Genomic DNA, 13,783 nt, shown 5'->3' on the forward strand with positions numbered 1-13,783 from the left:
ACGTTGACACCTCCGTGATCCGTTGCGCAGACTTCTTACCCATAGGAATCATCCAAAGAGCAGCCATTGCGCTTTAGCAAACTCAAACTGACCGGCTTCAAAAGCTTCGTTGACCCGACCGATCTGATCATCGCGGACGGGTTGACCGGGGTGGTCGGTCCCAATGGCTGCGGCAAATCCAACCTTCTAGAAGCTTTGCGCTGGGTGATGGGCGAAAACCGCCCGAAATCCATGCGCGGCGGCGCGATGGAAGATGTGATCTTTGCCGGGGCGGCCACGCGATCCGCGCGCAACTTTGCCGAGGTTGTCCTGACCATGGACAATTCGGAACGCCTCGCGCCTTCGGGTTTCAATGAAAGCGATCAGCTTGAGATCGTGCGCCGCATCACCCGCGATGTCGGCAGCGCCTACAAGACCAATGGGAAAGATGTGCGGGCGCGCGATGTGCAGATGCTATTTGCGGATGCTTCGACGGGCGCGCATTCGCCTGCGCTGGTGGGGCAGAACCGCATTGCCGAGCTGATTAACGCCAAACCTCGGGCGCGTCGTCGTATCCTGGAAGAGGCCGCCGGGATCTCGGGCCTCTATCAACGGCGTCACGAGGCCGAGTTGAAGCTAAAAGGCACCGAGGCCAACCTGACCCGCGTCGATGACGTTCTGGAACAGTTGGGAGGCCAACTATCGCAGCTTGCGCGCCAGGCTCGGCAAGCCGCCCGCTATCGCGAGATTGGAGAATTGCTGCGTCAGGCCGAAGGCATGCTGCTGTATCGCCGTTGGAAAGAGGCCGACATGGCCCGCCAGCAGGCCGAAGAAAAGCTGCGCGAACGGATCACCGAAGCCTCGCGCGCCGAAGCAGCCGCACGCGAAGCCGGGGTAAAGCGAGCTCAGATCGAAGAAACCTTGCCCCCGTTGCGCGAAGAAGAGGCCATTGCCGCTGCGGTGTTGCAGCGCCAGCAGGTGCAGCGCGATCAGTTGTCCGATCAGGAAACCCGTGCGCGCCAGACGATTGAGACGCTGACCAACCGGATCAAGCAGTTGGGCCACGATATCGAACGCGAATCCGGCCTGAACCGCGATGCGGGCGAGATGATCGAACGGCTGGAATGGGAGGCCCGAGAGCTTGCCAAAGCCGCTGAAGGTTACGATGACAAAGTGGCCGAAGCCGCCGAGGTTGCCCGCGAAGCTGCCACCGTTTTGCAGCAGCGCGAAGATCACTTGTCGCAGGAAACCGAAGATATGGCCCGGTTGGTGGCCCGTCACCAATCGGCGCAGCGCTTGGTCGAGGATAGCCGCAAAACCCTGGCTCGGTCGGAAGGCGAAGAAGAGAAGGCCCGCGCCGCGGTAGATGACGCCCAGCAGGCCCTGACCCGCGCAAGTGAAGCCTTCGCAACAGCCCAGGTCGGAGAGGAAGAGGCCCGCGTGGCGGCGGATGCGGCCGAACAAGCATTGGCGGCTGCGGATGACAAACGCGCAGAGACGCAGGCACGCGAAGCCGAAGCGCGGGCGCAACGGTCCGAGGCCGAAGGCGAATTGGGTGCAATCCGCGCTGAAACCATGGCGCTGGCAAAGCTGGTCGAACGCGACACGGCTGAGGGCGGTCAAGTGTTGGACCTGCTGCGCGTGGCACCGGGGTATGAAAAAGCTCTGGGTGCCGCACTGGCCGACGATCTGCGTGCGCCACTGGTCGAGGGCGATGGCCCATCCGGCTGGGTTCCGATGGCGGGGTACGACAGTGACCAGCCACTGCCCGAGGGGGCAGAACCCTTGGCCTTGCATATCAACGGCCCGGATCGGCTGAGCCGACGGATCGCTCAGATCGGGCTGGTGGATGCGGATCAGGGCGCGCGTTTGCAGGCCCAGCTGAAACCCGGTCAGCGGCTTGTGTCTCGATCCGGCGATCTGTGGCGCTGGGATGGGTTCCGCGCCTGGGCTGAGGATGCCCCCAGCGCGGCGGCTCTGCGGCTAGAGCAGTTGAACAAGCTGGAAGCGCTTAAACAGGAGCTTGCGCGGATTGAAGCACAAGCTGACGGCGCGCGTGCGGCGCATGAGGCCCTGTCAAAACAACTTGCAGAGGTGACCGAAGCCGATCGTGAAGCGCGTGAGGCGCGCCGGGCAGCCGATCAGCGTATGGCCGAAACCGCCCGACAGCTGAGCCGGGCAGAGGCAGACCGCAACCTGGCGCAAGGCAAGCTGGAAACCCTGACATTGGCTGTGGATCGCCATAAAGAGGATGCCATGGCCGCCCGCGCGCAATTGCGCGAGGCCGAAGGTGCCCTGACTGGGTTGGGTGATCTCGACAGTGCGCGGGCGCAGGTTGAAGACATCAAACAGACGGTCGAGGCTGCGCGGATTACCATGCTGACTCATCGTTCGTCCCATGACGAACTACGCCGTGAGGGCGAGGCCCGGACCCGGCGCTCGCAGGAAGTCACTAAGGATCTCAGCGGTTGGCGGCATCGTCTGGAAACCGCCGAGAAACGGATTTCCGAACTTGCGGAGCGCAAGGAAAGTTCCGAGGAAGAACTGACCGAGGCCTCAGCGGCACCGAGCGAAATTGCCGCGGCGCGCGAAGAGCTAAACACGCTGATCGAAACTGCCGAGGCGCGACGGGCTGAAGCTGCCGATAAGCTGGCCGCGGCCGAGGCCCAGCAGCGCGAGGTTGTGATGGCCGAGCGTGAGGCAGAACGTCTGGCCTCGGAAGCGCGCGAAATCCGAGCGGCAGCCGAGGCGCGCTGTGACGCGGCGAAGGAAAGCGTTGTTGCGGCAGCTGAGCGGATCGCCGAAGATCAGCAGTTGACCCCGAACCAGTTGTTGAACCAGTTGGACGTGAACCCCGATCAGATGCCCGCTGCCGATGCGCTCGAAGCCGAGGTCAACCGCCACAAACGCCAGCGTGATGCGATGGGCGCGGTGAACCTGCGGGCCGAAGAGGACAGCAAAGAGGTTCAGGAAGAGTTTGACACGCTCAACACTGAAAAGGCTGATCTGGAAGAGGCGATCAAGGCCCTGCGCAGCGGCATAGCCAGCCTTAACCGCGAAGGGCGCGAGCGTCTATTGACTGCATTTGAACAGGTGAATTCAAACTTCGCGATGCTGTTCAAGCATTTGTTTGGCGGCGGAGAGGCCAATCTGGTCATGGTCGAAAGCGACGACCCTCTGGATGCGGGGCTTGAGATCATGTGCCAGCCACCAGGTAAGAAGCTGTCGACCCTCAGCTTGTTGTCAGGCGGCGAGCAAACGCTCACAGCGACCGCGCTGATCTTTGGCGTCTTCCTTGCCAACCCGGCCCCGATCTGCGTGCTGGACGAGGTCGACGCGCCCTTGGACGACGCCAATGTCACCCGCTTCTGCGATTTGCTGGACGAGATGTGCCGCCAGACCGACACGCGGTTTCTGATCATAACCCACCATGCGGTGACCATGGCGCGGATGGATCGGTTGTTCGGTGTTACTATGCAGGAACAGGGCGTCAGTCAGCTGGTCTCGGTCGACCTGAAAAAGGCCGAGCAGATGGTCGCCTGACCCATCACCGTTTCGTTATGATGATGTCGGGCTTATCGCGCTAATTTAGTCTTATGAAACGCGTTCTGATCCCCGCCCTTATCGCCGCCAGCCCGGCCTTCGCCGCCGATTGGCCAACAAAAACCGGTGACATCCCGCTGTCTTCCGACGAATTGGATGCTTTGGCCGGCCAAACGCTGACATTCTACGATGATGGCCAGGCCAGATTTTCGGCAGGTGGGGCCTACTCTTTCACCTATTCCAGTGGTGACGCGGCGTTCGGGACATACTCGATTGCCGAAGATGGCAGTGTTTGTATCGCATATCGCAATGGGTTTGATCGGTGTGATCTGTATGTGCGCAATGGTGAGCGATTGATCCTGATCGATCAAAAAGGCGATAGGTATCCGGTACGACCGAAGTAATTGACCCGTTATTTGTCGGTTCAAGCGATCATATGATTGAAGATTGAGGAAATCTGTAAAGAAAATTCGGGAAAATCCTCCACACTGCTTTGATACTCTTCTCTCAACTCGAATGGTGAAGAAAGTGATCAGATGTGTCGGTTTTTGGCTTGGGTCGGCAAGCAGCGATATCTTGATGAACTGGTGCTGGAGCAAGAGCAATCTCTTGTCATCCAAAGCCGCAATGCGCTGATTGGAAAGACGCCGATCAACGCGGACGGGTTTGGTCTTGCCTGGTATTCAGACCGAAAGGTGCCTTGCTTTTACAAAGACACGCACCCGGCGTGGTCGGATGCCAACCTGAAACAGCTGGCGCATCATACGAGATCACGGCTTTTTCTGGCCCACGTGCGGGCCTCCACCGGTACGGCGACGTCCCGGAACAATTGCCACCCCTTTGGGGTCGACCGCTGGAGTTTTATGCATAACGGGCAGGCGGGTGGGCATGACCTGATACGGCAGGAGCTGGATGCGATGATCCCGGCGCATCTGTACGGACACCGCTTTGGAGCAACTGAAAGCGAAGCCATCTTTCTGGTTGCACATGGAGAGGGGCTAGATGCCGATCCTATCGGGGCAATGGCGCGCGCCGTGGCGCGCGTCGAACTGGTGTCGAGAGGGAATAAGGTTCTGCCTTACATGAGGTTTGCCGCCTGCTGGTCAGATGGCGAGCGCTTGTATGCGGCACGTTACGCCTCGGATAAACACGCGCCCAGTCTGCACTACCGAACCTGTAAGGACGGCATCATCATCTCGTCCGAACCGCTGGACGGAAACAATGAGGGTTGGATCGAAATCCAACCCAATACGGCGATTGAAACCGAAGGGTCCTCGGTCAAGGTCCATTCGTTCAGACCATTCGAGGCTTTGGATCAGGCCGCAGTCGCGTAAGGCTTTATAGCCGATTCAGTAGGTCTGCGGTAGGCCACCCATCCGCAGGCAGCCCCAGCCGCTTTTGTTCGGCCTGTACTGCGGCGCGCGTGCCCGCGCCCAAAATGCCGTCAATTTTGCCGACGTCATAGCCTTTGGCCTGCAATTTGGTTTGCAGCTGTTTCATCTGCGCACCCGACAGTCCTGCGGGTGGAGTGCCCGCGTCATAGATTTGACCGCCTTCAAGCCGGGTCCCGAAATAAGCAGCGGTCAGCACATAGACAAAGCTCTGATTCCATTCGAAATAAACATCGAAATTTGGATAGGCGAGAAAGGCAGGTCCTTTATGCCCCTGCGGCAGGATTAGCGAGGCCGGAAGGTTGGCCAGAGACCCGCTGCGCGCCTGAACGCCCATGGCTTGCCAATCCGCGACCGAACGTGGTTTGCCAGGGCCAGACAAGGACCAGTCCATCTGGGCAGGAACTATCACCTCTTGCAGCCACGGCTGGCCCGGTTGCCACCCCAGATGTGACAGCATCTTGCCACCCGACACCAATGCATCGGGGGCTGAGGTTTTTAGGGAAACCTTACCATCGCCATCGCCGTCGACGCCATTGTCCAGAATATCTTGCGGCAGCATTTGCACCATGCCGATTTCACCCGCCCAGGCCCCGGTGGTGCGGTTCGGGTCGAAATTGCCCTGGCTGAACAGTTCGATTGCCGCAAAAACCTGCGGTCTGAACAAATAAGGACGGCGGCAATCATGGGCCAGGGTGACCAGCGCGTTGCGCGTATTGAAATCACCCTGAAACGCGCCGTAGTCGGTTTCGAACGCCCAGAAGGCCAGCAAAACGCCCCGTGAGACGCCGTAGTCCCGCTCGATCTGGTCAAACACCGCGTCATATTTGCGCGACATGGATTGCCCTCGGTCGATCCGGTTTTGCGAAATCAGGCGGCGTGAGAAATCGATGAAGGGTTTCTGAAACACCCCCTGAGCCCGGTCAGCGCGTAGCACCGCTGGGTCCTGCTGTACGCCTTGAAAGAAGGCATTCACCGTGGCCTGATCAAAGCCCTTTTGCGCGGCTTCGGATTTCAACCCGTTTACAAACTGGTTGAAACCGCCACCGCATTGGGCAAAGGCAGGTGCCGCAAACAGGGCGGCGGCGAACAGAGAGGGCAATAAACGCATCGGAAGTCCTTCAGAATATAAACGTGATCCCAACCCACACTGACAGAAGGCCGAGTGCAAGCCCCCAGACCCGCCACAAGATGGTACATGCGCGGAAAATCTCCTCCGCTCCGATCTCACGTTCGGCGTTTCCGTTCACCCAAGCCAGATCGCGGAGCTGTCCGTCATAGCTGCGCGGCCCGGCGAGCGCGATGTTCAGCGCCCTGGCCATTGCGGCTTCGGGCCAGCCTGCGTTGGGTGAGATATGACGACGCGCATCTGCGACAATCTCGGCCCAGCGAGACCATTGGCCGGAAAGCGCGATGATCATCAAACAGGTCAACCGTGCCGGGATCAGGTTCAGCAGATCGTCGAACCGGGCCGAGGCCCATCCGAATGCGCGGTGCTTTTCCGTGCGGTAGCCGATCATGCTGTCGGCAGTGTTGACGACCTTGTAGATCAACAGCCCAGGCAGGCCGCCAATCAGGAACCAGAAGGCAGGGGCGATAACCCCGTCACTCAGGTTTTCTGCCGCGCTTTCGATGGCAGAACGGGCGGTTTGGGCCTCCGTCATATCCGTCGTATCGCGGGATACGATCATGGCGACTTTGGCGCGGCCATTCTCCACAGATTGTCGCAGCCCATCGCCCACGGCCCGCACATGTGAAACCAGTGAGTTCTGCGCCAGAAGGATGGCGCAGATGATCACCTCGACCACCGGACCAAACCGGGCCAGTGCCCAGCCCAAGAGGCCAGCCAGGCTGATCAGCAAGATCAAGGTTCCCACGCCTTTCAAACGGCGGTACGGGTGGTGGTTCAGGGTTCTGTCCAGTGTAGCAACCGCTTTCCCCATGATCACCGCAGGGTGGCGCAAGCGGGACCAGAGCCAATTGGGCTCGCCCAGTACCGCGTCCAGCAGCATGGCGCAGGTCAGCATGAACGCGGTGCTCATAATGCGTTTTCCAGCTGGCTCCATCCGTCTGACGGGGGCAGCCCAAGGCGCAGATAGGTGTCGGAATAGGGGAAGATGCGGCTCCAGATACGCCCGTGGGCCAAACGGTCCTGCCAGACCTGCACGTTGTCGACCTTATACAGGCGGAACAGCGTGGTGCCGCCAACCAGTTGCGCGCCTTTGTTCAGAAGCATGGCGTCCAGACGGTTCGCGCTGGCGACCAGTTTTGTGCGTGTCTCCTCAGCCCAGCTTACGTCTTGCAAAGCAGCGGTACCTGTTCGCAGGGCCGGGCCGGACACGGACCAAGGACCGGTCAGGTCGTTCAGTCGAGAGATCATGTCAGGCTGACCGATCGCAAAGCCAAGCCGCAGCCCAGCCAAGCCCCAGAACTTACCGAAACTCTTGAGAACTACGACACCAGGGCGGGCAGTTAAATGGATCAGAGACGCCTCTGGGCTCACGTCGCAAAAGCTTTCGTCAATCACGGTCAAGGGCGCATTGGCATCCTCTTCGCGCCAGAGGTGACCGTCTGGGTTGTTCGGGTGCACGAGAACGCGCGCATCGGCGGGGCCGTCTTCCTGAACCTGCCAGCCTTGCGCCGCAAAGGCCGCTGCATGTTCATTATAGGTGGGCGTTGTGATTTGCACCCGCCCGGCAGGCGCAAGCGCGGGTAGGCGTGCAATCACAGCGGATGCGCCGGGGGCGGGCAGTATCTGCGCATCCTTCGGCACATTCCAAAAGTTCCGCGCAGCCTTACAGAGCTGTTCAAAGGCGCCATGATCGGGCAATTGCGTCCAATCTTCGGGCCGGAAGGCCGGCAGGTCATAGGGGTGTGGGTTGATCCCGGTCGACAGGTCGATCCAATCGCCGCGGGTGCCGCCATTGTGCTTGATCGCCTGATCCAGCCCACCGCCATGGTCGCGTTCGGCGCGCGGATCTAACATGTTGTCACTCATCGCGCCTTAAGCCTCAAACGCCAAATTTGCCTTGCTTCAAGCGGATTTTTGCCGTTTTGACAAGCAAATCCGAATGATCAGCGCGTGTCGCTGGCGTCGTTAACATTTTGTTAAGGAAATAACGGGATCACAGACCACGGGGGTCGGCACCACTCACCATACCAAGTGCCGAGGTTGTTGCAAATGAAAGTTCTGATTGTTGAGAGTAACCCCGACCTCGGTCGGGTTTGGAAAAGGCATCTTGAAAGACAAGGTGCAGATGTTGAACTGGTCACCGGGCAAGAGGCTGCGATCCTCGCGCTCTATGGGACGGCGTTTGACATCATCGTGCTGGATTTGGTGTTGGAAAGCGGCAGCGCGCTGGCAGTGGCTGATTTCGCCAGTTATCGCCGCCCCGAGGCGCGGGTGATCTTTGTCACCAACACCACTTTCTTTTCAGACGGGTCAATCTTTGCCCATAGCCCCAATGCCTGTGCCTATGTGCAAAGTGGAACACCGCCAGAGGATCTGGCGGCGATGGTTGAACACTACGCGGCAGGTCGCTGATCGCGGCCATGCGGCTCCATGTAGTCCAGCACCGGGTTTACCGGGATGATCCGGTGCGGATTGATGCTGTCGTGGCTATAGTGATAGTGGCGCACGATGTGGGTCATGTTGATGGTCTGCGCGACGCCCGGCCACTGATATAGTTCGCGGGTATAGGACCAGAGGTTCGGGTAATCGACCAGCCGGCGCTTATTGCATTTGAAATGCAGGTGATAGACCGGATCGAACCGGATCAGGGTTGTAAACAAGCGCCAATCCGCCTCGGTTACGCGATCCCCCATCAGATAACGGTTCCGGCTCAGGCGGTCTTCGAGCCAATCCAGTGTGTCGAATAACGGGCCGACAGCGGCATCGTAGGCTTCTTGCGAAGTGGCAAAACCGGATTTGTAGACACCATTGTTGACATCGGAATAGATGCGAGCATTGACCTCTTCGATCTGATCGCGCATCGCCTCGGGCCAGTAATCATCGGTGTTGCCGGTAATCCCGTCGAAAGCCGCGTTGAACATGCGGATGATTTCAGAACTTTCGTTCGATACGATTGTCTGTTGCTGCTTATCCCAAAGGATCGGAACGGTAACGCGACCAGAATAAACGGGATCGGCCTTGGTATAGATCTGATGGGCGAAATCGAGGCCATAGAGGTCATCACCCGTCGCCCCGTGATCGTCCGTCTCGAACGTCCAACCTTCGTCCAGCATGTCCGGATGCACGACTGAGACCGGGATCAAATCGCGCAGCCCTTTGAGTTCGCGGAAGATCAATGTGCGATGTGCCCAAGGGCAGGCGTGAGAGACATACAGGTGATATCGACCTGCTTCCGCCTTGAACCCGGCCTTGCCAGATGGTCCAGCGCTGCCATCGGGAGTCAACCAGTTGCGAAACTGTGCGGCGCTGCGTTTGAACGCCCCGCCGGTGGATTTAGTGTCATACCAGCTATCATGCCATGTGCCGTCAACCAGCAAACCCATTGGTCATCCTCCGCATTTTGAGTCTTCAGCAAAGATAGGAGGGCAGGGATAGTCCTGCCACATTAGCCTATGCGCATCTGGCCTGCGCCTTTGCACAGTCAGGCCTGCGATGGCTGCGCAACATTTTGCCACCCGGTCCGGTCTATGTGACGAAGTTCACTGGATTTTCACGCTCACGTGCCCACAATAATAGATACAAGAGGGGGAATAGTTTGATGAGTACTTATGTTTCCAAAGAGATTCGCGCCGAATTAGACGCCGCACGAATCGCCGCCCTGAAAAAATCGAGCCGTTTGCGGGTTGAGATGGGCGACAATACCCATAAAATTCTGAAATTGTGGAAAGATGGGTTCACGGTTGAGGCTGCCACCACGCCGCGCTTGCGCGGGTTGGTCGATATCTATGACGGGGCGAACCATCTATACCAATGCCTGATCATCGCGGATGAGGATGAAGGCGGTGAGATGCGGTACGAGTTCAAGCGCAGCACAGCGGCGCATGATAAGGCACCGCTCGATTTCTACCGTGCGCCGGACGCGCCAATTGCGTTGTTGGGGCACGAGGACTAGGGCCTTAAGGCTGGATCGAAGCCGGGTGCTCCGTAAAGAAGTTCGCCCGGCTTTGTTTTTTATGCAAAAGCAGATCGCTTACTGCAAATCCGAGAAAGCCTTCTTCAACCGCGCACAGGCGTCCTCGATCCGCGCGCGCTGGGTTCCCAGGTTGAAGCGCAGGAAGTTTTCGCCGCCGGTTCCAAAAGTTGTGCCGTGGTTCACCGCGATTTTGGCGGTCTGTTCGACACGGTTGGTGAATTCGGCACGCTCCATCCCGGTTCCCGAGAAATCGACCCAGGCAAGGTAAGTGGCCTCCAGAGGCATCGACCTGAGGCCGGGGATGTCAGCGATGGCCGCGTCGAACACTTGGCGGTTCGTTTCGATATACGCGACCTGTTCGTCCACCCATGCAGCACCCTCCGCCGAATACGCGGCCGCTGTTGCAAACTGGCCGACCGAGTTGGGTGCAAGCGACAAGGCAGCCATACGTTTGGCGAATTTGCCGCGCAATTCGGGATCGGGGATGATCACTTGACCGGTGTGCAGCCCCGCGATGTTGAACGTCTTTGACGGCGCAGTCAGCATCAACAAACGGTCGGAAATCTCAGGGGCCGCGTTCTGCATCGGGATGTGAGTTTGACCCGGAAAGACCAGATCGTGGTGAATCTCATCCGACAGGATCAGCAGGTCATGACGCTTGGCGAAATCGGCAACGGCTTGCAGCTCGTCCTGACTCCAGACGCGCCCACCGGGATTGTGTGGCGAGCACAGGATAACCATCTTCTCGCGACCGGTCATCTGTTCGTCATAGGCGTCGAAATCCATCTCATACCGTCCATTGGTATTGATCATCTCGCATTCAACGACTTCGCGCCCGGCATTGCGGATGACTTTGGCAAAGGCGTGATAGACCGGGGTGAACAATACGATCCCGTCACCCGGTTTGGTAAAGGTGTCCAGGCACATGCCAACCCCGTTGACCAGACCGGTGGTCGTAAAGATCGCATCGGCATCGACCACCCAGTCGTGACGGGTGCGCATCCACCAGCGGATCGCGTCCTTATAGGGTTGATCGAGGTTTACATAGCCAAAAACGCCATGATCCAGCAGCTCGCGCATCTTGTTCAGCACAGGTGGCGGTGCGCGAAAGTCAGTATCGGCGACCCACATCGCCAGGCCGTCATCGGCTGGCACGCCGTAAACCGGCTCCATCATGTCCCATTTGGCGCAATGGGTGCCGTGGCGGTTGATGAGGTCGTCAAAGCTCATGTGTGTCTCCTGTATGATCGTTTCGCAAGCTATCGGGAATTGCAGCATGCGCAAGGGGGGCGTTGCGGCGGCGCGCGCGATGCCCTAAATCAGCCCCATGAAACGCACTATTCTAATTCACCCTGATCCCCGTCTGAAAAAGGTTTGCGCGCCGGTGGCTGACCTGACGGACGATTTGCGCAAACTGGCTGATGATATGCTCGAGACGATGTATGACGCGCCGGGTATTGGCTTGGCTGCGCCGCAGATCGGTGTTTTGGATCGGCTGATCGTATTGGATTGTGTCAAGGAAGAGGGCGAGGCCCCACGCCCGTTGATCATGTTCAACCCCGAGATCATTGCCTCCTCCGATGAGACCAATGTCTATGAAGAGGGCTGTCTGTCGATTCCCGAACAATATGCCGAGGTGACGCGCCCCAAGGTTGTGGATGTCGCCTGGATGGATCGGAACGGCAACCTGCAGCAAGAAACCTTCGATGGGCTCTGGGCGACCTGTGTGCAGCATGAGATTGATCATCTGGATGGCAAACTGTTTATCGACTACCTCAAGCCTCTGAAACGGCAGATGATCACGCGCAAGATGCAGAAGCTAAAGCGCGAAAAGGCGCGGGCATGAGCGTTCGGATTTGCCTGCCCTGGCCCGATAAGCGCCTGCGCACCAAGGCTGACGACGTTGTCGAGATCACGGATGAAATCCGCGCAATCTGGGACGATATGATCGACACGATGGAGGCGATGCCAGGCGTTGGCCTTGCCGCCACGCAGATCGGTGTGATGCTGCGCTTGGCGGTTGTTGACGGCTCGACTGAACGGGGACGGGCGGTGCGTTTGGCAAACCCGGAAATCCTGCACAGTTCAATCGAGATGCGTGAGCATGATGAGGCCAGTCCGAACCTGCCGGGTGTATCGGCCAAGGTGAAACGCCCGCGTGCCGTAACGGTCAAGTTTCTGAACGAAAACGGAATGATCGACCGCCGTGATTTCGTAGGGATTGAGGCCACCAGCGTGCAACATCAAATCGACCATCTTAACGGCAAGATGTATTTCGACAGGCTCAGCAAGGTCAAACGTGACATGCTGCTGCGCAAAGCCAAAAAACAGGGGTAGCGATGCGCGTTGTCTTCATGGGTACGCCTGATTTCTCGGTCCCGGTTCTGGATGCGCTGGTCGAGGCCGGGCATGAGATTGCCGCCGTCTATTGCCAGCCACCCCGTCCGGCGGGCCGCGGTAGGAAAGATCGCCCGACACCGGTTCATGCGCGCGCCGAGGCGCTGGGTCTGACAGTGCGCCATCCGGTGTCTCTGAAGTCAGCCGAAGAACAGTCCGCTTTTGCGGCACTGAATGCAGATGTGGCGGTCGTGGTTGCCTATGGTCTGATCCTGCCACAGGCTATTCTGGATGCGCCGGATCAGGGCTGTTTGAACATCCATGCCAGTTTACTGCCGCGCTGGCGCGGAGCCGCGCCTATCCACCGCGCGATCATGGAGGGGGATAAGGAAACCGGCGTCTGTATCATGCAGATGGAGGCCGGGTTGGATACAGGTCCCGTCCTGCTTCGGCAAGCAACTCCGATCAAGACCGAAGAAACAACGGCCCAGCTGCACGACCGCCTGTCAGTTATGGGTGCGGAGCTGATCGTTGAAGCGCTGAACCGCCTGTCTGATCTGACCCCCGAGCCGCAGCCCGACGAAGGCGTCACCTATGCCTCGAAGATCGACAAAGCCGAGGCGCGGATCGACTGGTTGCGCAGCGCTGCCGAGGTTGATCGCCAGATACGCGGCCTGTCGCCATTTCCCGGTGCCTGGACCGAGATGGAGGGGGAACGGATCAAGCTACTGGCCTCGCGTCTGGCAGAGGGGCAGGGCGCGCCCGGTGAAGTTTTGAACGATGATCTGCTGGTGGCGTGCGGGCAGGGCGCGGTCGAACTGCTGCGCTTGCAAAGGGCTGGCAAAGGTGGGCAGGATCGGGAAACCTTCCTGCGGGGCTGGCCGATCCCACACGGCACGCGATTGGTATCGGAGTAGCGCATTCATGTTCATGGTCTTGATGGGTACTGTGGTGATCGCCGGGATCGTTGGATACCTGTCCGAAAAAACCGGCTTTACTCACAATGGCTATTTGCAATCTATCATCATCTGCGTCGGTGGGGCGTTTCTGTTCTACTTTGTACGCATCATGTTCGGGATCAGCTTTGGCCCTCCTGGGCTGGACGCGGTGCTGTCGTCGGTCGGTGCGCTGATCATCGTGCCGACCCATTGGAGGAAATAACATGCCCGTTATCGCCCTGATCATCATCGGTGCCGCTGCGGGCTTTCTAGCGACCCGTTTGATGCGGATCGAATCCGATATCCCCACAACGATGCTGATTGGTATTGTCGGTGCGCTGGTTGGCGGCTTCCTGCTGCGGGCCCTGGCGACGATGATGGGCTGGCTATCTGGCTTTGTCGGGGCTGTGCTGGGGGCGTTGCTGGTGATCTGGATTTGGCAGGCAATTCGTCGTCGATAGCAAGCTCCGTTGGCGCTTAGCTGTCCAAG

At 58.9% G+C, this 13,783-nt stretch carries 15 protein-coding genes; 10 read left to right on the top strand and 5 right to left on the bottom strand.

The window, feature by feature from the left end; all coding sequences use genetic code 11:
* Positions 1–66: 66 nt before the first annotated feature.
* From AC2FGE_RS14205 to AC2FGE_RS14215, 3 genes are all read left to right on the top strand, one after another.
* Entirely contained in the window at positions 67–3,522 is a 3,456-nt protein-coding gene (locus AC2FGE_RS14205) for a chromosome segregation SMC family protein (protein WP_496819865.1), read from the top strand.
* Between the two features lie 53 nt (positions 3,523–3,575).
* A complete protein-coding gene (locus AC2FGE_RS14210; RefSeq protein ID WP_496819867.1) occupies positions 3,576–3,926 on the top strand; it encodes a hypothetical protein in 351 nt (116 codons plus the stop codon).
* A 132-nt stretch (positions 3,927–4,058) separates the two neighbouring features.
* The gene (locus tag AC2FGE_RS14215; RefSeq protein ID WP_496819868.1) at positions 4,059–4,856 is read left to right on the top strand and encodes a class II glutamine amidotransferase; all 798 of its coding nucleotides are present in this window, start codon (positions 4,059–4,061) and stop codon (positions 4,854–4,856) included.
* Positions 4,857–4,860: 4 nt separating this feature from the next.
* On the opposite strand, the gene AC2FGE_RS14220 is transcribed toward AC2FGE_RS14215, so the two are convergent.
* The 3 genes from AC2FGE_RS14220 to AC2FGE_RS14230 are packed head-to-tail and all read right to left on the bottom strand — an operon-like array spanning position 4,861 to position 7,899.
* Entirely contained in the window at positions 4,861–6,024 is a 1,164-nt protein-coding gene (locus tag AC2FGE_RS14220; RefSeq protein ID WP_496819869.1) for a lytic murein transglycosylase, read from the bottom strand.
* Positions 6,025–6,034: 10 nt separating this feature from the next.
* On the bottom strand, positions 6,035–6,955 hold the full coding sequence (gene cbiB, locus AC2FGE_RS14225) for an adenosylcobinamide-phosphate synthase CbiB (protein ID WP_496819870.1): 921 nt from the start codon (positions 6,953–6,955) through the stop codon (positions 6,035–6,037).
* On the bottom strand, positions 6,952–7,899 hold the full coding sequence (locus tag AC2FGE_RS14230; RefSeq protein WP_496819872.1) for a threonine-phosphate decarboxylase: 948 nt from the start codon (positions 7,897–7,899) through the stop codon (positions 6,952–6,954). The genes cbiB and AC2FGE_RS14230 overlap by 4 nt, the downstream gene beginning before the upstream one ends.
* Before the next feature lie 195 nt (positions 7,900–8,094).
* On the opposite strand from AC2FGE_RS14230, the gene AC2FGE_RS14235 reads away from it, so the two are divergent.
* Positions 8,095–8,457: a response regulator transcription factor gene (locus tag AC2FGE_RS14235; RefSeq protein ID WP_353013332.1), complete on the top strand. Its 363-nt coding sequence runs from the start codon at positions 8,095–8,097 to the stop codon at positions 8,455–8,457.
* Here the strand turns inward: AC2FGE_RS14235 and AC2FGE_RS14240 are convergent.
* Positions 8,439–9,428, bottom strand: a complete 990-nt coding sequence (locus tag AC2FGE_RS14240) for a glutathione S-transferase family protein (RefSeq protein ID WP_496819873.1) — start codon at positions 9,426–9,428, stop codon at positions 8,439–8,441. The genes AC2FGE_RS14235 and AC2FGE_RS14240 overlap by 19 nt on opposite strands.
* A 215-nt stretch (positions 9,429–9,643) precedes the next feature.
* Here AC2FGE_RS14240 and AC2FGE_RS14245 point away from each other — a divergent pair, with 215 nt between their 5' ends.
* Positions 9,644–9,997 (top strand): hypothetical protein, encoded by a 354-nt coding sequence (locus tag AC2FGE_RS14245; protein WP_496819874.1) that lies wholly within the window; start codon positions 9,644–9,646, stop codon positions 9,995–9,997.
* A 78-nt stretch (positions 9,998–10,075) separates the two neighbouring features.
* Here AC2FGE_RS14245 and AC2FGE_RS14250 read toward each other — a convergent pair whose 3' ends face one another.
* Positions 10,076–11,248, bottom strand: coding sequence for a MalY/PatB family protein (locus tag AC2FGE_RS14250; RefSeq protein WP_496819875.1), 1,173 nt, complete (start codon positions 11,246–11,248; stop codon positions 10,076–10,078).
* A gap of 97 nt (positions 11,249–11,345) precedes the next feature.
* On the opposite strand from AC2FGE_RS14250, the gene def (AC2FGE_RS14255) reads away from it, so the two are divergent.
* Genes def (AC2FGE_RS14255) through AC2FGE_RS14275 form a run of 5 tightly spaced genes read left to right on the top strand, consistent with a single transcriptional unit; the run spans position 11,346 to position 13,754 of the window.
* The gene (gene def / locus AC2FGE_RS14255; protein WP_496819876.1) at positions 11,346–11,864 is read left to right on the top strand and encodes a peptide deformylase; all 519 of its coding nucleotides are present in this window, start codon (positions 11,346–11,348) and stop codon (positions 11,862–11,864) included.
* Positions 11,861–12,355 carry a peptide deformylase gene (gene def, locus AC2FGE_RS14260; RefSeq protein ID WP_496819877.1) on the top strand — a complete coding sequence of 165 codons (495 nt, stop codon included), beginning with the start codon at positions 11,861–11,863 and terminating at the stop codon, positions 12,353–12,355. Before def (AC2FGE_RS14255) ends, def (AC2FGE_RS14260) begins: the two co-directional genes overlap by 4 nt.
* A 2-nt stretch (positions 12,356–12,357) precedes the next feature.
* Complete coding sequence (gene fmt, locus AC2FGE_RS14265) at positions 12,358–13,272, top strand: methionyl-tRNA formyltransferase (protein ID WP_496819879.1); 915 nt, start codon at positions 12,358–12,360, stop codon at positions 13,270–13,272.
* A 7-nt stretch (positions 13,273–13,279) separates the two neighbouring features.
* The gene (locus tag AC2FGE_RS14270) at positions 13,280–13,516 is read left to right on the top strand and encodes a hypothetical protein (protein WP_480501568.1); all 237 of its coding nucleotides are present in this window, start codon (positions 13,280–13,282) and stop codon (positions 13,514–13,516) included.
* A 1-nt stretch (position 13,517) separates the two neighbouring features.
* The gene (locus tag AC2FGE_RS14275) at positions 13,518–13,754 is read left to right on the top strand and encodes a GlsB/YeaQ/YmgE family stress response membrane protein (protein WP_170531376.1); all 237 of its coding nucleotides are present in this window, start codon (positions 13,518–13,520) and stop codon (positions 13,752–13,754) included.
* Positions 13,755–13,783: the final 29 nt, after the last annotated feature.

The organism is Ruegeria sp. YTSA075, from assembly GCF_059610245.1.

Excerpts from the sequence above, each read along its gene's own strand:
- def (WP_496819876.1), top strand. The coding sequence starts at position 11,346 with ATGAAACGCACTATTCTAATTCACCCTGATCCCCGTCTGAAAAAGGTT.
- AC2FGE_RS14230 (WP_496819872.1), bottom strand. The coding sequence starts at position 7,899 with ATGTTAGATCCGCGCGCCGAACGCGACCATGGCGGTGGGCTGGATCAG.
- AC2FGE_RS14235 (WP_353013332.1), top strand. The coding sequence starts at position 8,095 with ATGAAAGTTCTGATTGTTGAGAGTAACCCCGACCTCGGTCGGGTTTGG.
- def (WP_496819877.1), top strand. The coding sequence starts at position 11,861 with ATGAGCGTTCGGATTTGCCTGCCCTGGCCCGATAAGCGCCTGCGCACC.
- AC2FGE_RS14270 (WP_480501568.1), top strand. The coding sequence starts at position 13,280 with ATGTTCATGGTCTTGATGGGTACTGTGGTGATCGCCGGGATCGTTGGA.
- AC2FGE_RS14210 (WP_496819867.1), top strand. The coding sequence starts at position 3,576 with ATGAAACGCGTTCTGATCCCCGCCCTTATCGCCGCCAGCCCGGCCTTC.
- fmt (WP_496819879.1), top strand. The coding sequence starts at position 12,358 with ATGCGCGTTGTCTTCATGGGTACGCCTGATTTCTCGGTCCCGGTTCTG.
- AC2FGE_RS14275 (WP_170531376.1), top strand. The coding sequence starts at position 13,518 with ATGCCCGTTATCGCCCTGATCATCATCGGTGCCGCTGCGGGCTTTCTA.
- AC2FGE_RS14215 (WP_496819868.1), top strand. The coding sequence starts at position 4,059 with ATGTGTCGGTTTTTGGCTTGGGTCGGCAAGCAGCGATATCTTGATGAA.
- cbiB (WP_496819870.1), bottom strand. The coding sequence starts at position 6,955 with ATGAGCACCGCGTTCATGCTGACCTGCGCCATGCTGCTGGACGCGGTA.
- AC2FGE_RS14220 (WP_496819869.1), bottom strand. The coding sequence starts at position 6,024 with ATGCGTTTATTGCCCTCTCTGTTCGCCGCCGCCCTGTTTGCGGCACCT.
- AC2FGE_RS14250 (WP_496819875.1), bottom strand. The coding sequence starts at position 11,248 with ATGAGCTTTGACGACCTCATCAACCGCCACGGCACCCATTGCGCCAAA.
- AC2FGE_RS14245 (WP_496819874.1), top strand. The coding sequence starts at position 9,644 with ATGAGTACTTATGTTTCCAAAGAGATTCGCGCCGAATTAGACGCCGCA.
- AC2FGE_RS14240 (WP_496819873.1), bottom strand. The coding sequence starts at position 9,428 with ATGGGTTTGCTGGTTGACGGCACATGGCATGATAGCTGGTATGACACT.